The sequence below is a fragment of the Helicobacter pylori genome, from assembly GCF_006439795.1.
Classification (GTDB): Bacteria; Campylobacterota; Campylobacteria; order Campylobacterales; family Helicobacteraceae; genus Helicobacter; species Helicobacter pylori_CR.
Genome location: NZ_VEYL01000009.1, coordinates 1 through 15,029, shown reverse-complemented (window position 1 = coordinate 15,029; position 15,029 = coordinate 1). Strand labels below are relative to the sequence as shown.

The 15,029-nt window shown below is 40.4% G+C and carries 12 protein-coding genes, 1 tRNA gene and 3 pseudogenes; 8 read left to right on the top strand and 8 right to left on the bottom strand.

The features are described 5' to 3' along the window. Window positions 1-15 precede the first annotated feature (15 nt). From FIM66_RS04915 to FIM66_RS04880, 8 genes are all read left to right on the top strand, one after another. Window positions 16-91, top strand: a tRNA-Val gene (locus FIM66_RS04915). A gap of 249 nt (window positions 92-340) precedes the next feature. Next, window positions 341-1,057: an urease subunit alpha gene (gene ureA, locus FIM66_RS04910; protein WP_000779222.1), complete on the top strand. Its 717-nt coding sequence runs from the start codon at window positions 341-343 to the stop codon at window positions 1,055-1,057. A gap of 3 nt (window positions 1,058-1,060) precedes the next feature. Further along, window positions 1,061-2,770: an urease subunit beta gene (gene ureB, locus FIM66_RS04905; RefSeq protein WP_000724308.1), complete on the top strand. Its 1,710-nt coding sequence runs from the start codon at window positions 1,061-1,063 to the stop codon at window positions 2,768-2,770. A 192-nt stretch (window positions 2,771-2,962) separates the two neighbouring features. Next, a complete protein-coding gene (ureI, locus tag FIM66_RS04900; RefSeq protein ID WP_120905126.1) occupies window positions 2,963-3,550 on the top strand; it encodes an acid-activated urea channel protein UreI in 588 nt (195 codons plus the stop codon). 1 nt (window position 3,551) lies between these two features. Further along, window positions 3,552-4,064 carry an urease accessory protein UreE gene (gene ureE / locus FIM66_RS04895; protein WP_140600135.1) on the top strand — a complete coding sequence of 171 codons (513 nt, stop codon included), beginning with the start codon at window positions 3,552-3,554 and terminating at the stop codon, window positions 4,062-4,064. A gap of 22 nt (window positions 4,065-4,086) precedes the next feature. Next, a complete protein-coding gene (locus FIM66_RS04890) occupies window positions 4,087-4,851 on the top strand; it encodes an urease accessory protein UreF (protein WP_140600134.1) in 765 nt (254 codons plus the stop codon). A gap of 28 nt (window positions 4,852-4,879) precedes the next feature. Next, the gene (ureG, locus tag FIM66_RS04885) at window positions 4,880-5,479 is read left to right on the top strand and encodes an urease accessory protein UreG (protein WP_000238764.1); all 600 of its coding nucleotides are present in this window, start codon (window positions 4,880-4,882) and stop codon (window positions 5,477-5,479) included. Beyond that, window positions 5,479-6,276, top strand: a complete 798-nt coding sequence (locus FIM66_RS04880; RefSeq protein WP_140500934.1) for an urease accessory protein UreD — start codon at window positions 5,479-5,481, stop codon at window positions 6,274-6,276. Before ureG ends, FIM66_RS04880 begins: the two co-directional genes overlap by 1 nt. Before the next feature lie 71 nt (window positions 6,277-6,347). On the opposite strand, the pseudogene FIM66_RS04875 reads toward FIM66_RS04880, so the two are convergent. The 8 genes and pseudogenes from FIM66_RS04875 to FIM66_RS04840 all read right to left on the bottom strand — a co-directional run. Next, window positions 6,348-8,774: pseudogene (locus tag FIM66_RS04875) on the bottom strand (FtsK/SpoIIIE domain-containing protein). After that, on the bottom strand, window positions 8,767-9,114 hold the full coding sequence (locus tag FIM66_RS04870) for a hypothetical protein (protein WP_121294090.1): 348 nt from the start codon (window positions 9,112-9,114) through the stop codon (window positions 8,767-8,769). The pseudogene FIM66_RS04875 and the gene FIM66_RS04870 overlap by 8 nt, the downstream one beginning before the upstream one ends. A gap of 1 nt (window position 9,115) precedes the next feature. Continuing rightward, window positions 9,116-9,535 carry an SMI1/KNR4 family protein gene (locus FIM66_RS04865; protein ID WP_120927571.1) on the bottom strand — a complete coding sequence of 140 codons (420 nt, stop codon included), beginning with the start codon at window positions 9,533-9,535 and terminating at the stop codon, window positions 9,116-9,118. Beyond that, window positions 9,505-10,974: pseudogene (locus FIM66_RS04860) on the bottom strand (HNH endonuclease). Before FIM66_RS04860 ends, FIM66_RS04865 begins: the two are co-directional and overlap by 31 nt. A gap of 10 nt (window positions 10,975-10,984) precedes the next feature. Continuing rightward, window positions 10,985-11,245 carry a WXG100 family type VII secretion target gene (locus FIM66_RS04855; protein ID WP_140500935.1) on the bottom strand — a complete coding sequence of 87 codons (261 nt, stop codon included), beginning with the start codon at window positions 11,243-11,245 and terminating at the stop codon, window positions 10,985-10,987. Between the two features lie 15 nt (window positions 11,246-11,260). Beyond that, on the bottom strand, window positions 11,261-11,830 hold the full coding sequence (locus tag FIM66_RS04850) for a hypothetical protein (protein ID WP_140500937.1): 570 nt from the start codon (window positions 11,828-11,830) through the stop codon (window positions 11,261-11,263). Next, window positions 11,827-14,256: pseudogene (locus FIM66_RS04845) on the bottom strand (hypothetical protein). The gene FIM66_RS04850 and the pseudogene FIM66_RS04845 overlap by 4 nt, the downstream one beginning before the upstream one ends. A 10-nt stretch (window positions 14,257-14,266) precedes the next feature. Further along, on the bottom strand, window positions 14,267-15,029 hold a 763-nt coding region (locus FIM66_RS04840), incomplete at its 5' end, for a coiled-coil domain-containing protein (protein WP_140600133.1).

Below are 15,029 nucleotides of genomic sequence, written 5' to 3'. Positions count from 1 at the left end.
CTTTTTAAAATAAAAGGTCGCGTAGCTCAGTTGGTAGAGCACTACCTTGACATGGTAGTGGCCGCTGGTTCAAGTCCAGTCGTGGCCACCATTATCACTCCAATTTTAATTCTCATTTTTTTGCGAGTTTTTGATCTTTATAAATTCTAAAGGGGTATTAAACGCACTTCTAATAACGCTTTTATAGCGCTTCAAAAATATAACACTAATTCATTTTAAATAATAATTAGTTAATGAACGCTTCTGTTAATCTTAGTAAATCAAAACATTGCTACAATTACATCCAACCTTGATTTCGTTATGTCTTCAAGGAAAAACACTTTAAGAATAGGAGAATGAGATGAAACTCACCCCAAAAGAGTTAGACAAGTTGATGCTCCACTACGCTGGAGAATTAGCTAAAAAACGCAAAGAAAAAGGCATTAAGCTTAACTATGTAGAAGCGGTAGCTTTGATTAGTGCCCATATTATGGAAGAAGCGAGAGCTGGTAAAAAGACTGCGGCTGAATTGATGCAAGAAGGGCGCACTCTTTTAAAACCGGATGATGTGATGGATGGCGTGGCAAGCATGATCCATGAAGTGGGTATTGAAGCGATGTTTCCTGATGGAACTAAACTCGTAACCGTGCATACCCCTATTGAGGCTAATGGTAAATTAGTTCCTGGTGAGTTGTTCTTAAAAAATGAAGACATCACTATCAACGAAGGCAAAAAAGCCGTTAGCGTGAAAGTTAAAAATGTTGGCGACAGACCGGTTCAAATCGGCTCACACTTCCATTTCTTTGAAGTGAATAGATGCTTAGACTTTGACAGAGAAAAAACTTTCGGTAAACGCTTAGACATTGCGAGCGGGACAGCGGTAAGGTTTGAGCCTGGCGAAGAAAAATCCGTAGAATTGATTGACATTGGCGGTAACAGGAGAATCTTTGGATTCAACGCATTGGTTGATAGGCAAGCAGACAACGAAAGCAAAAAAATCGCTTTACACAGAGCTAAAGAGCGTGGTTTTCATGGCGCTAAAAGCGATGACCACTATGTAAAAACAATTAAGGAGTAAGAAATGAAAAAGATTAGCAGAAAAGAATATGTTTCTATGTATGGCCCTACTACAGGCGATAAAGTGAGATTGGGCGATACAGATTTGATCGCTGAAGTAGAACATGACTACACCATTTATGGCGAAGAGCTTAAATTCGGTGGCGGTAAAACCCTAAGAGAAGGCATGAGCCAATCCAACAACCCCAGCAAAGAAGAACTAGACTTAATCATCACTAACGCTTTGATCGTGGATTACACCGGTATTTATAAAGCGGATATTGGTATTAAAGACGGCAAAATCGCTGGCATTGGTAAAGGCGGTAACAAAGACATGCAAGATGGCGTTAAAAACAATCTTAGCGTGGGTCCTGCTACTGAAGCCTTAGCCGGTGAAGGTTTGATCGTAACGGCTGGTGGTATTGACACACACATCCACTTCATTTCACCCCAACAAATCCCTACAGCTTTTGCAAGCGGTGTAACAACCATGATTGGTGGCGGAACTGGTCCTGCTGATGGCACTAACGCAACCACTATCACTCCAGGTAGAAGAAATTTAAAATGGATGCTCAGAGCGGCTGAAGAATATTCTATGAACTTGGGTTTCTTGGCTAAAGGTAACACTTCTAACGATGCGAGCTTAGCCGATCAAATTGAAGCCGGTGCGATTGGCTTTAAAATCCACGAAGACTGGGGCACCACTCCTTCTGCAATCAATCATGCGTTAGATGTTGCGGACAAATACGATGTGCAAGTCGCTATCCACACAGACACTTTGAATGAAGCCGGTTGTGTAGAAGACACTATGGCAGCCATTGCCGGACGCACTATGCACACTTTCCACACTGAAGGTGCTGGCGGTGGACACGCTCCTGATATTATTAAAGTAGCCGGTGAACACAACATTCTTCCCGCTTCCACTAACCCCACTATCCCTTTCACTGTGAATACAGAAGCAGAACACATGGACATGCTTATGGTGTGCCACCACTTGGATAAAAGCATTAAAGAAGATGTTCAGTTCGCTGATTCAAGGATCCGCCCTCAAACCATTGCGGCTGAAGACACTTTGCATGACATGGGGATTTTCTCAATCACCAGTTCTGACTCTCAAGCTATGGGTCGTGTGGGTGAAGTTATCACCAGAACTTGGCAAACAGCTGACAAAAACAAAAAAGAATTTGGCCGCTTGAAAGAAGAAAAAGGCGATAACGACAACTTCAGAATCAAACGCTACTTGTCTAAATACACCATTAACCCAGCGATCGCTCATGGGATTAGCGAGTATGTAGGTTCTGTGGAAGTGGGCAAAGTGGCTGACTTGGTATTGTGGAGTCCAGCATTCTTTGGCGTGAAACCCAACATGATCATCAAAGGCGGATTCATTGCGTTAAGCCAAATGGGTGATGCGAACGCTTCTATCCCTACCCCACAACCGGTTTATTACAGAGAAATGTTCGCTCACCATGGTAAAGCCAAATACGATGCAAACATCACTTTTGTGTCTCAAGCGGCTTATGACAAAGGCATTAAAGAAGAATTAGGGCTTGAAAGACAGGTGTTGCCGGTAAAAAATTGCAGAAACATCACTAAAAAAGACATGCAATTCAACGACACTACCGCTCACATTGAAGTCAATCCTGAAACTTACCATGTGTTCGTGGATGGCAAGGAAGTAACTTCTAAACCAGCCAATAAAGTGAGCTTGGCACAACTCTTTAGCATTTTCTAGGATCTTTAGGAGCGACACTCCTTAAATCCTTAGTTTTTAGCTCTCTGATTTTTTGTTTATCAAAAAATTGGGGGCTTTTTTTTGTTTTTATTTTTTGTCAATTTACTATTTTTCTTTATGATTAGCTCAAGCAACAAAAGTTATTCGTAAGGTGCGTTTGTTGTAAAAATTTTTGTTTGGAAGGAAAAGGCAATGCTAGGACTTGTATTGTTATATGTTGGGATTGTTTTAATCAGCAACGGGATTTGCGGATTAACCAAAGTCGATCCTAAAAGCACTGCGGTGATGAACTTTTTTGTGGGTGGGCTTTCCATTGTTTGTAATGTGGTTGTCATCACTTATTCTGCACTCCACCCTACAGCCCCTGTAGAAGGCGCAGAAGATATTGCTCAAGTATCGCACCATTTGACTAGTTTCTACGGACCAGCAACTGGGTTGTTGTTTGGTTTTACCTACTTGTATGCGGCTATCAACCACACTTTTGGTTTGGATTGGAGGCCGTATTCTTGGTTTAGCTTATTCGTAGCGATCAACACTGTTCCTGCTGCGATTTTATCCCACTATAGCGATATGCTTGATGACCACAAAGTGTTAGGCATCACTGAAGGAGATTGGTGGGCGATCATTTGGTTGGCTTGGGGTGTTTTATGGCTTACCGCTTTCATTGAAAACATCTTGAAAATCCCTTTAGGGAAATTCACTCTATGGCTTGCTATCATTGAGGGTATTTTAACCGCTTGGATCCCTGCTTGGTTACTCTTTATCCAACATTGGGTGTGAGATGATCATAGAGCGTTTAGTTGGCAATCTAAGGGATTTAAACCCCTTGGATTTCAGCGTGGATTATGTGGATTTGGAATGGTTTGAAACGAGGAAAAAAATCGCTCGCTTTAAAACCAGACAAGGCAAAGACATAGCCATACGCCTTAAAGACGCTCCCAAGTTGGGTCTCTCTCAAGGGGATATTTTATTTAAAGAAGAGAAGGAAATTATCGCCGTTAATATCTTGGATTCTGAAGTCATTCACATCCAAGCTAAGAGCGTGGCAGAAGTAGCTAAAATATGCTATGAAATAGGAAACCGCCATGCGGCTTTATACTATGGCGATTCTCAATTTGAATTTAAAACACCATTTGAAAAGCCCACACTAGCCTTATTAGAAAAGCTAGGGGTTCAAAATCGTGTTTTAAGTTCAAAACTGGATTCTAAAGATCGCTTAACCGTGAGCATGCCCCATAGTGAGCCTAATTTTAAGGTCTCGCTAGCGAGCGATTTTAAAGTGGTCATGAAATAAAAAAGAAATAGAAAAATAACAGATGGATAAAGGAAAGAGCGTGAAAAGCACTAAAAAAAGCGTGGGTACGCCCCCAAAAACCCCAAAGACAGACAACAATGCTCATGTGGATAATGAGTTTCTGATTCTGCAAGTCAATGATGCGGTGTTCCCTATTGGATCTTACACGCATTCTTTTGGGCTAGAAACTTACATCCAAAAAAAAAAGGTTAGCAATAAAGAAAGTGCTTTAGAGTATTTAAAAGCCAATCTTTCTAGCCAGTTCCTTTATACGGAAATGCTGAGCTTGAAATTAACCTATGAAAGCACCCTCCAACAAGATTTAAAAAAAATTTTAGGGGTTGAAGAAATTATAATGCTATCCACAAGCCCCATGGAATTGCGATTAGCCAATCAAAAGCTAGGCAATCGTTTCATTAAAACCTTACAAGCCATGAACGAATTAGACATGGGCACATTTTTTAACGCTTACGCTCAAAAAACCAAAGATCCCACCCATGCCACTAGCTATGGCGTTTTTGCGGCGAGTTTGGGGATTGAATTGAAAAAGGCTTTAAGGCATTATCTTTATGCGCAAACTTCTAACATGGTGATCAACTGCGTTAAAAGCGTCCCACTATCTCAAAACGATGGGCAAAAAATCTTATTGAGCTTGCAAAGCCCTTTCAACCAGCTCATAGAAAAAACCCTAGAACTAGACGAAAGCCACCTGTGCGCGGCAAGCGTTCAAAACGACATTAAGGCGATGCAGCATGAGAGTTTATACTCGCGCCTTTATATGTCTTGAATTTTAATCTCAAATTGAAAGGAATTTTATGGTAAAAATTGGAGTTTGTGGTCCTGTAGGAAGCGGTAAAACCGCCTTGATTGAAGCTTTAACGCGCCACATGTCAAAGGATTACGACATGGCGGTTATCACTAATGATATTTACACTAAAGAAGACGCAGAGTTTATGTGTAAAAATTCGGTGATGCCACGAGAGAGGATCATTGGCGTAGAAACGGGAGGCTGTCCGCACACCGCCATTAGAGAAGACGCTTCTATGAATTTAGAAGCGGTAGAAGAAATGCATGGCCGTTTCCCTAATTTGGAATTGCTTTTGATTGAAAGCGGAGGCGATAACCTTTCAGCGACTTTTAACCCAGAGCTAGCGGATTTTACGATTTTTGTGATTGATGTGGCTGAGGGCGATAAAATCCCCCGAAAAGGCGGGCCAGGAATCACGCGCTCAGACTTGCTTGTCATCAATAAGATTGATTTAGCCCCCTATGTGGGAGCGGACTTGAAAGTCATGGAAAGGGATTCTAAAAAAATGCGCGGCGAAAAGCCCTTTATTTTTACGAATATCCGCGCTAAAGAAGGCCTAAATGATGTGATCGCATGGATTAAGCGCAACGCTTTATTGGAAGATTGATGAACACTTACGCTCAAGAATCCAAGCTTAGGCTAAAAACCAAAATAGGGGCTGACGGGCGGTGCGTGATTGAAGACAATTTTTTCACGCCCCCCTTTAAGCTCATGGCACCCTTTTACCCTAAAGACGATTTAGCTGAAATCATGCTTTTAGCGGTAAGCCCTGGTTTAATGAAAGGCGATGCGCAAGACATGCAATTACATATCGGTCAAAATTGCAAGCTAAGGATCACTTCGCAATCCTTTGAAAAAATCCATAACACTGAAGACGGGTTTGCCAGCAGAGACATGCATATCGTTGTGGGGGAAAACGCCTTTTTAGACTTTGCGCCCTTCCCGTTAATCCCCTTTGAAAACGCGCATTTTAAGGGCAACACCACGATTTCTTTACGCTCTAGCTCTCAATTGCTTTATAGTGAAATCATTGTCGCTGGGCGAGTGGCGCACAATGAGTTGTTTAAATTCAACCGCTTGCACACCAAAATCGCTATTTTACAAGATGAGAAACCCATCTATTATGACAACACGATTTTAGATCCCAAAACCACCGACATGAATAACATGTGCATGTTTGATGGCTATACGCATTATTTGAATTTGGTGCTTGTCAATTGCCCCATAGAGCTCTCTGGTGTGCGAGAACGGATTGAAGAAAGCGAAGGGGTGGATGGGGCAGTGAGTGAAATCGCTAGTTCTCATTTATGCGTGAAAGCTTTAGCGAAAGGCTCAGAACCCTTGTTGCATTTAAGAGAAAAAATCGCTCGTTTCACCACGCAAACCATCACGCAAAAGGTTTAAAAGCGCTTCAAAAAGATTAAATCCCTTTAGTCTTTTTAACCCCCCCTTTTTTAACTCCCCCTTTTTTGACCTTATAAACTGAAGGGCCTGAATTCAGTAACGCTGTCTTTAGAAAGCTCTATGAAGAGTGCGTTGGGTTTGCTTGGTGAAGGTAAACCGCTTTGGAGAGCGTTTAAGTTTTCCCCATTGCACTTAAAGGCTAGGCATTGCTTGAAGTGGTGGTTTAACTATTCTTTTAACTTGTCAAAATGGTAATTAGTTTTAATTTGTCTGTAGTCATGCGCAAAAATGACGCAATACTGCTCGTTGTCAGTGGCTTTTTCTAAAAACGATTTTAACTTTTCCGCCCCTACTTTGTCGTGCAATTCTTTCGCTTCGTTGAGATTGTCTATCACAAGCACGCTTGTTAGGATTCATGGCGGTGTCTAAAACGCTTAAAATATTTTCTACAGGCGTGATGCCGTATTCTTTTGGCGCATCAAAAAACCTTATCAAGCGTTTTTCTTTATTGCAAAAAACCAATTCTTTGTTCACGCTCTTAATGTTTTGGAATAAGAGTTTCATTAAAGCGATGCGAGCGTTTAAATCTTGGCTCACCACTAGCAAATGCGATTCGTTGTTTTCAAACTCCACTATCAAGTCCTTTTGCTCATAATCCACTTTTTTGCTCAGATGCAAACGCATTTCATTAGCCTTAAGGGTGTTGGGCATTTTTAAAGGTGTCTCGCCATTATAGATTTTACGCTCTATGGGTGCGAGGTTTCTTTGGTTAAATTCAGTGTGTATTTTTGTGAGAAAAGATTTGAAATCATCAGGGGCTTTAGGGATACTCATCTTGGTGTGGTATTTTCTATTCCCTCCGTTGTTGTTGAAAATGCCTTCTGGCCTGACAAGCTCACAAGCCGCATCATCGCCCAAAACACTACTGCTGTCTTCTGCATCCATAGGCAAAGCGATGCGGTTAGCGATTTGAGCCTTAAAGCTTGGATTAATGTCAGTGCCGCGCATGGTCTGTGTGGCTAAAACTAGATACACCCCATAGCTGCGGCCTTTTTAAGCAGAGTGTTTAAATGCCGCTCCACCTCACCTTTTCCTTTTCCTTTTTTATCGCTAAAAAGCACCTGAAATTCATCAACCACTACAATCAATCTGGGCATTTTTTCATGCTTTCGGTAATCGTTTAAATCTTTCACCTTAAACTGCTTGAACAGCTCGGCTCTTTTTTCCATTTCATCATAAAGCCATTTCAAGAAAGTGATGCCATAAGAGACCGAACTCGCCACGCTCACCAACCTCGCATGCTCTAAAGTGGTATCTGCTACATATGCGTTAAATTCCACCCCCTCTTTATAGTCTAACAAAAAGAGTTGGACCTCATCGGGCGCGTAGTAGAAGGCCAGATTTTGGATCAGCACATGCAAGAAATTGGATTTCCCGCTCCCGCTGTGGTCGCAAATGAGCGTGTGGTTTTGTTCGTTACCGATTTCAAAACACACTTCCTTATGGTTAATATCCCACCCCACCGGCACGCTTACTTCATGCTGAGAGCTTTTAGTCCAAAATTCTTTATCTCTTTGTAAGTCCTTCAACTCCCTTTTAACTTCTTTTTTTTGCCTATAATACGCTTTAATTTTATCGGCGAAGTCTTGCATGTGCTGGGATTTAATCCCTTGATCGTTGATGACTTCCACATTAAGGTATTTAAAGCGTTCAAAACTTTTATTATCCCTAAAAAACTCCGCATGTTTTTTCAGATCTTCTGCGGATTTATTGTTTTTTTCGCTCTCCAAATTGACAAAGCTCAAAACCTCATTTTTAGAGCCAAAACGCATGATTTTTTCCAAATAATAGAGCGCGTCTTTACTCAAAGCATCTACCCCGCTTAAAAAAAGCGCTTTTAAAGGCAAGGGGTCTTTGATGTTTTCATTATAATGCGCAAAATCTTTATAACCGGCTAATTTTTCTTGCAAATTAACCTTTAAATATTCATACAAATGCTTTAGGGCTTCTTCTATTTCCTTGCTTTCGGTCAAAATCCTTTGCTGGTAAATAAAGTCATTGTCTTTATTTAAAAGCTTTCTGGCTAGATTGAAAATACCCCCCAAGCTCAACGCATCAATCAAAATCACTTCCAGTTGCACTAAAGGCGCACTGGAGAGTAAGCGCATGAGCATTTCTCTCAAAAACTGCCCGTCTTTTTCATGCTCTATATACAAGCTTTTAGGGGAGAAAGGATAAACTTTAGGCAATAAAAATTCCATATTAGCGCCATTTTTGCCCTTAACATGCAACAAACCACAGCTTAAAAATTTAGGGTAAGCACTCGTTTCATTGAATTGTGGCGCGTCTATGAATTGTGCTTGAATTTGCCTGATACTCTTTTGATACTCCTCTATTTTTAAAGTGGACGGCTTGAGAAAACTCTCTGGCTCTTTTTTAGCAACAACCTTATCTAAGGCGTCGTCTAGTTCTTTTAATAAATTACCCGCATCAATCATCTTTATCCTTAAGATATTCATCATAGCGTCTCTTAGCTTCTCTTTCATGCTCTTTGGCTTCACGCATAAGCCTATCGATCTCGCTTGGTGAATGGAAATTCATATGAATTTGCTTCTCCAAATACTTAGCTTCTTCAATTTGCTCGTTGATTTTTATTCTTTGGTATTGAGTGTCTTGCTCTAAATTTTCTAAGTCATGCGCGATTTTTAGCATCTCCTCTAGCATCTCACTTTTAAGTTTCTGCCCCAAATCATCTTGCATGGCGTTTTCTGTGAAATCATCGCAAATCCTTCTTAACTCATTGGTGCAACCCTCCAAAAAAACTTTATGAGAAAACATTTTAACCCCTTGATTCCAGTTTTTTTAAAAACATATTAAGATTTAATAGCGCTTTTTTTGAGCCATCATCAGTGTCTAAAAACAGCACCACATCAGTAGTCGTATTCCAAAGATAATACCCCCCATACCCGTCATTAGCAAAGACGATTTCTTCAGGCTCTAACCATTCTTTCAAGCTCTGCATGAAATCAATAAACAAGCTCTCTAAGTTGAAATTCAAAACATGTTTGAACATGTAAGACTCATTGCCCACCATGAAATAACGCAATTGGCTAAAACCATAGTTTGATCGTTTGATGAAGTCCTTAAACGCATCGCTCAAGCCTATTTTCAACCGCTCTTCTAATAAATGAAACGCATTTTCATTGAGCGGCTCTACAAATTCCCAATTCAGTTCTGTGTTTGTAGGAATGTTGTCCATAGTTTGTATCCTTTCGTGTGTTTCACGCCTAATAATAACTCTTCTCTCACCAGCGCCACATTCCCTAAAACATTCGCGTCAAAATGCCATAAATAGCCCCTAGGGATGAATCCTTTTGCGATCTGTTCCAACTCTGTTGCATCAAAGCCCAAATCGTTGTCTTTAAGCGCGGTTTGTAAAGCCTTTAGGGCATGATGAGCGCATGCGGTTTTATTTAAATCTTCTAAAGGCACAATGGCGCTAAAAACGCTATCAAACTCCGCTAAACGCAAATCATTGAATTTGACCTCATCAGGGTAGGGGTTTTTTTCATCTACAATAAAGTCCTCTTTACGGCTTTCTAAAAACTCCCTATACTCCAACGCTTTTTGTGTATAATTTTCATTGCGTTCTAAAACGGGATCGATTTTTTGGCTCAAATTTTCCGTAGCGCGCTCTAACTCTGTTTCTAAATTATCAAAGGCTTCATTGATAGCGTTTGAATCGTTAGGGGATTCTTTGATTTTTTCTGTAAAACCTTCTAAAACTTTCTTACAATTTTTAACACAATGCTTTTTGGCTAGAGTCAAGCTTTCGTTATAAGAAGGCACGCTTAAAACGCTTGGCATCAAATCCTCTAAACTCTTTTCAAATTCTCGCTCTTTAGAGCTTGCCATGCGATCCAGTTCATCGTTAGGGTTCTCATCATAAGAAGATGCACTCATCAAATCCAATCCATGCTCTTTAGAAGTTGTGGCGCGATCCCTATGAGAAAAAGCGCTGATATTATCTTTCAAATCAGCGTATAAAGAAGCGCTAAAATTTTCTCTCAAATCCTTCAAGAGCTCATTAAAAACGCTTTTTTTAGGGGTATAATGAGATAGCAGGCCGTTCAAAATCGTATTCCATTAAAACGCCTAGGGTTGGAAAGTTGTATTCATTATCTATCGCATCGCTCGCTTGTTTCAAACGCCTGATAAATTCCTGGTGTTTATCGGCATAAAAATGCAACCTCTTTTTAACGCCCTCCCAAGCTTGATTCACAAGATCCACGCTTGCTTTGGCTTGAGTGGAGTAGATTTCAAGCACTTGTTCTAATAACCTTACATTGTGTTCCCATTTTTCTATATTGTCTTCCATAAGGTTTAAGCCCTTTTCACAAAGTTCAGCGCCTAATTTAAAAGGAGGGATAACCGACCCTACCGCATCAAAAAGACATTTTCCAAAATCTAAAACAGATCCCCAAAAGCCCTTTCGCTTTTTTATGGCTTTTTTAATTCTCCTATGGCTTTTTCCAATTGCATTTCAGTTTTTCTGCGCTCTACTATGATTTTTAGCGCGTAACTATCAAGGTCTTTGATAAAACCAAGACACCTTTCTTTTTGAAGGGATCTTTTAAAATCCCTGCATTTATCAACAACCTTTTTGACTTCTTCTGTGTCCGTTTTCCATTCAGCCATAAACCACCCCTTAATAATCTTGCTCTAAAACCCTAATCCTCTCTTTAAGCCATGCGATTTGCTCTTGCGCGGCTTCATCAAATTCATTGAAAGTGCTTTTCAAGTTATCCACCACCTCGCTAAATTTATCCCTCCTAGCGTCTTGCCATGATTCTAAATTATGGAAATGGTTGCTCAAGCTATTCACTTCCTCTCTTAGTAACTCTTTAAAGCGTTCTAAATGCCCTACAAATTCCCTGACCTCTTCGGTATCCATTTGCACTTTGCTCATCGGTTATCCTTTCTTTTAAAAATTTTCTTCATTAGAATCAGGCTTTTTATCGCCGCTGATTCTAATGCTCCCACCCCCATAGCTAGGGGGTGTTGTGGGGCGAACCTCTAGCGTTTCGCCTCTTTCTCTTCTGTATTTTTCTTGCTGGCTTTGGTGGTATGTTTTCATGCTGTCTATCACGATTGCTTTATGGGTGTTCCCTAAATCAGCGTTGGTGAGCAATTTTTGAACGCCATTACCCAAGCTGTTAGAATGCCTGTCTTCTATCTTAAGAGACAAATTCAAACCCTTAAAACCCTCCAAAGCCTCCACTAGCGCTACCACAAGCTTCCTGTCCCAAATGGAATTTTTCAAATCCTTACACAAGGAAAAAACCTCGCTTGAAAACTGGTAGTCATACAAAAACAAAAGGTCTAAATTTTCTAAAAATTCCACATTGCAACGCTCTTTAAAATTTTTCAAAAAGCCCTCTTTTAAAGGCGCAAAGCCTTCAGTGATAGGGATTCGCCTCTTATCTTTGGCGCATTTAAACACCATAATACTTTTTTCAATCACGACAAACGCATAAGCGTTCTTAATCATCATAATTTTTCTACCTCGCTTTCATAGATTAGTTGGTCGTCTTTAAACAGCCCCACCTTAATGCTTTGGGAATCCACGCAACACACCTTCACATCCACTTCTTCATGCTCTTCTAGTGCTATGGAAATCATTTGCGTATCTTTAATGTCCAGAGTGTTGGTGTTGGCTAGGGCTTTGTCGCTGTAGCGTATCTCTAACTCATCAAAGCCTCCCCATTCCTCTTTAGTTTAGAAAATCTGGTATTCATTAGGCTTTAAAGAATCCCTATGGATTTTAGCGTGGAATTTCCCCTCTATCTCAATGCCTAAATCGTATTTAAACACAGGATTGGAGCTTATAGAGGGCATTTCAATCCCTTTAGCCTTGTCCCTGCTTTCTAAAAGCCAAAAAGCCACCCCGGTTTTGCAAGTGGGCTTCAAATAAGCGGGTGTGTTAGAAACATATTCTCCGGTAAGATCTAAAATCTGTTTGTCTGATTTTTCTGTGCCTAGCGGCTCATAAATAATGAATGTGAAATCATCTTTAGAGGTCTTTTGCTGGTAATCTTTGAGCTGCTTTTCTTTGGCGTTTTCAAACGCTTGTTTGACTAACGCCGAACGGCTCGCATTCCCGCCTAAGAAAATATGAAACGCCCGACACTGATCATCAATGTTTTCAGCCATCACCTTAGAAAATCCGGCAAAGAAGTTGGCAACGCCTTCATTGATCTTGTCTTTTAAGAGGTTTAAAAGCTCTTTGCAATCAACTTTAAGATCGCATTCTGTTTCTACCCCATTCCTATCCAACAGCGTAGTTTTAAAATCCTTTTCAAAATCCTCTATGCTAAACTTTTCATTTTCTTCTATCGCTTCTATAATATCAGCAATATCAGCGTCTAAATTTTCTAAAAAAGGGCGCAATTGAGAAGCAATCTCTTGCAAATTCAAACGCACTTCCCTGGAGTTTTGCATAAACGATCCAAAGCGTTGCGTATCGATCCTGTCATAGTTGGGCTTAGCGATGATAATGTCTTTTTCTTTTAGCGTTTGGAAATTTTTGGCATACGCTTCCCAAGCCAACAATTCCAATAAATTTTCACCGCCTAAATATTTATCCCCTCCGCTGCTAAAATGCGTCATTTTGTAGGCAAATTTGGGGCTAGTGCTTTTTTCCCATTTGCCAAAGTCAAAATCCGTCGTCCCGCCCCCAAAATCAAACACCCCGTAATAAATTGGCTTGTCTAACTTCTCTGATTTAAAAAACCCATAGCTTTTTAAAGCGCTAATGGCATACGCGCAAGGCTCGCTCGCTCTCAATTCCATTTTGAAAGTTTTAGCCGTTTTTTCATCGTCAAAAACATGCCGGGGTAAGGATTTTTTCAAGCCTCTTTCAAAACTCTCTCTGATTTTTTCAGCCTGATGCTTTTCATACTTGATGGGGTAGGATAAAAAGTATTTCAAAAACACGCCATTTTCCATGTTGTTGATGCAGCGGCCGATGTAGTAAGCGTAGATTTCTATAGGGTTAAAATCCGTGCAGTTAGTGAAGCTTTCTAAAGAAAAATCCTCTTCTAAATCCCTAAAATTCTGTTTTTCATCCGCTCCAGCCCATTGCTTCAATTTAGAAAAAAACCGATACAAACCATTCCCTTTAACGCCTGCAGCGTTCGTTTGGGCTTCATGCACCACTCCTATATCGTTCTTTTCTGTGAAAGGACGGTGATCTAGCGCGTTGTAAGCGTTAAGAAAGTTTTCTTTATATCTAAACTCCATGATCGTAGGGTTTTCAAACTTTGTCAGGCTTGTGTCATCTACTAGCCCGCCAATAGAGAGCAAGCGGTAATCTCCGTTCTTATCCATATAGCTTGCGGTCGTGCTTTTAGTCCCAAAGTCAATAGCGACAACGCCCTTTTTTAAATCCTTCAAACTTGAGCGCGCATAGAAGTTCATTTCTTTTTCGCTAGAGTCTAAATTATCAAACCTAAAGGTTACGCTTTCTTTAGACGCGCTAGGCACCTCTAAATCCCAATGCCCTCCACCTAAATCAAGCAATTGGCTCTGGCTATAGCTCTTAAGGCCTACCGCTATGTTATCCACATTGAGCATCAATTCTTTAAATTTTTCAAAATCCACATCCACATCGCTATAAGAAACGATCTCTAAGGTTTTTTCTATTTTCTCATTAGTGATCTTTTTAGCTTGCGCTAAATCCTCTAGGAATTTTTGATTTTCATCAGAAAGATACCTTAAAGAAGTCTCATTATTGACGATCGCATGAAGCACCCGCAGCACTTGTTTGAATTTGATTTTGTCTTCTTCTGACACTTCTTCTTTGAAATTGACTCCACTTTTTTCATTGAATTTGACTCCATCCTTTAAAGACAGATCGCACAATTTCTCTACTAAGGGGTGGCCAAGAGGCAGTCTTAAACTTTGTAAGGGGTTTACCATGATATTTCCTTTATTGTGGTTTTTGTGGTTGCAATGTGAGTTGCTCGTTCAAGCCATAAGCCCTCTCTTTGAGGGCGATGTTCTTTTCTTCTAATTTTCGGTTTTGGCGTTTTAAATCCTGGTTTGCGCTCACTAAACGCCTGTTGTGTAAGTCCAGGTCGCTTTTGGCTTCCATACCCTCTAAACTCTTTAAACGCGCGATTTCTCGCTCCAGCTCGGTTTTTTCTATGGCTATTTTTTCTTTAGCTTGCGCTAATTGGGCGCTAGCGTTTTCTAAAGCTTCCTGTAATTGATTGTTAGTGTTTTCCAAATTTTTTTGAGCGCTTTCTAACTTTTTGAGCTTTTCGGTTAGGTGTTGGTTTTCTTTTTCTAAATTAGTGCATAGTTCTTCTAAAACCCCACGCTCTCCTTGCAATTGCGCTCGCTCTTGTTTGAGGCTATTTTGCTCTTGAGTGAGCGCTTTAACTAGGTGGTTGAGTTTGTCGTTTTCGGTTTTCAGATCGGCGGTTTTTCTTTTTAGCCTTTCTTTTTCTGTTGTCAATTCTCTTTTTTCTTCAGTCAGCCGATCTCTTGCTGCTAATAAGCGTGTGTTTTCTTTAGTTAGATTGTCTTTTTCTCTTAATAATTCGGCTTTTTCTTTAGTCAGCTTGTCTTTAGATTGCCATAGTTGATCGTTAGAGTTTTCTAACCCGCTGATTTTTACAGATAAGCTTTCGTTTTCTGCGAATAGCTTGTCGTTTTCGGTTGTCAGTGTGGCGTTTTCTTTAGTCAGC

Coding starts and splice junctions, on each gene's coding strand:
- ureE (WP_140600135.1), top strand. CDS start 3,552: ATGATCATAGAGCGTTTAGTTGGCAATCTAAGGGATTTAAACCCCTTG.
- FIM66_RS04865 (WP_120927571.1), bottom strand. CDS start 9,535: ATGGACAACATTCCTACAAACACAGAACTGAATTGGGAATTTGTAGAG.
- FIM66_RS04870 (WP_121294090.1), bottom strand. CDS start 9,114: ATGTTTTCTCATAAAGTTTTTTTGGAGGGTTGCACCAATGAGTTAAGA.
- FIM66_RS04880 (WP_140500934.1), top strand. CDS start 5,479: ATGAACACTTACGCTCAAGAATCCAAGCTTAGGCTAAAAACCAAAATA.
- FIM66_RS04850 (WP_140500937.1), bottom strand. CDS start 11,830: ATGATGATTAAGAACGCTTATGCGTTTGTCGTGATTGAAAAAAGTATT.
- ureI (WP_120905126.1), top strand. CDS start 2,963: ATGCTAGGACTTGTATTGTTATATGTTGGGATTGTTTTAATCAGCAAC.
- ureA (WP_000779222.1), top strand. CDS start 341: ATGAAACTCACCCCAAAAGAGTTAGACAAGTTGATGCTCCACTACGCT.
- ureB (WP_000724308.1), top strand. CDS start 1,061: ATGAAAAAGATTAGCAGAAAAGAATATGTTTCTATGTATGGCCCTACT.
- FIM66_RS04890 (WP_140600134.1), top strand. CDS start 4,087: ATGGATAAAGGAAAGAGCGTGAAAAGCACTAAAAAAAGCGTGGGTACG.
- ureG (WP_000238764.1), top strand. CDS start 4,880: ATGGTAAAAATTGGAGTTTGTGGTCCTGTAGGAAGCGGTAAAACCGCC.
- FIM66_RS04855 (WP_140500935.1), bottom strand. CDS start 11,245: ATGAGCAAAGTGCAAATGGATACCGAAGAGGTCAGGGAATTTGTAGGG.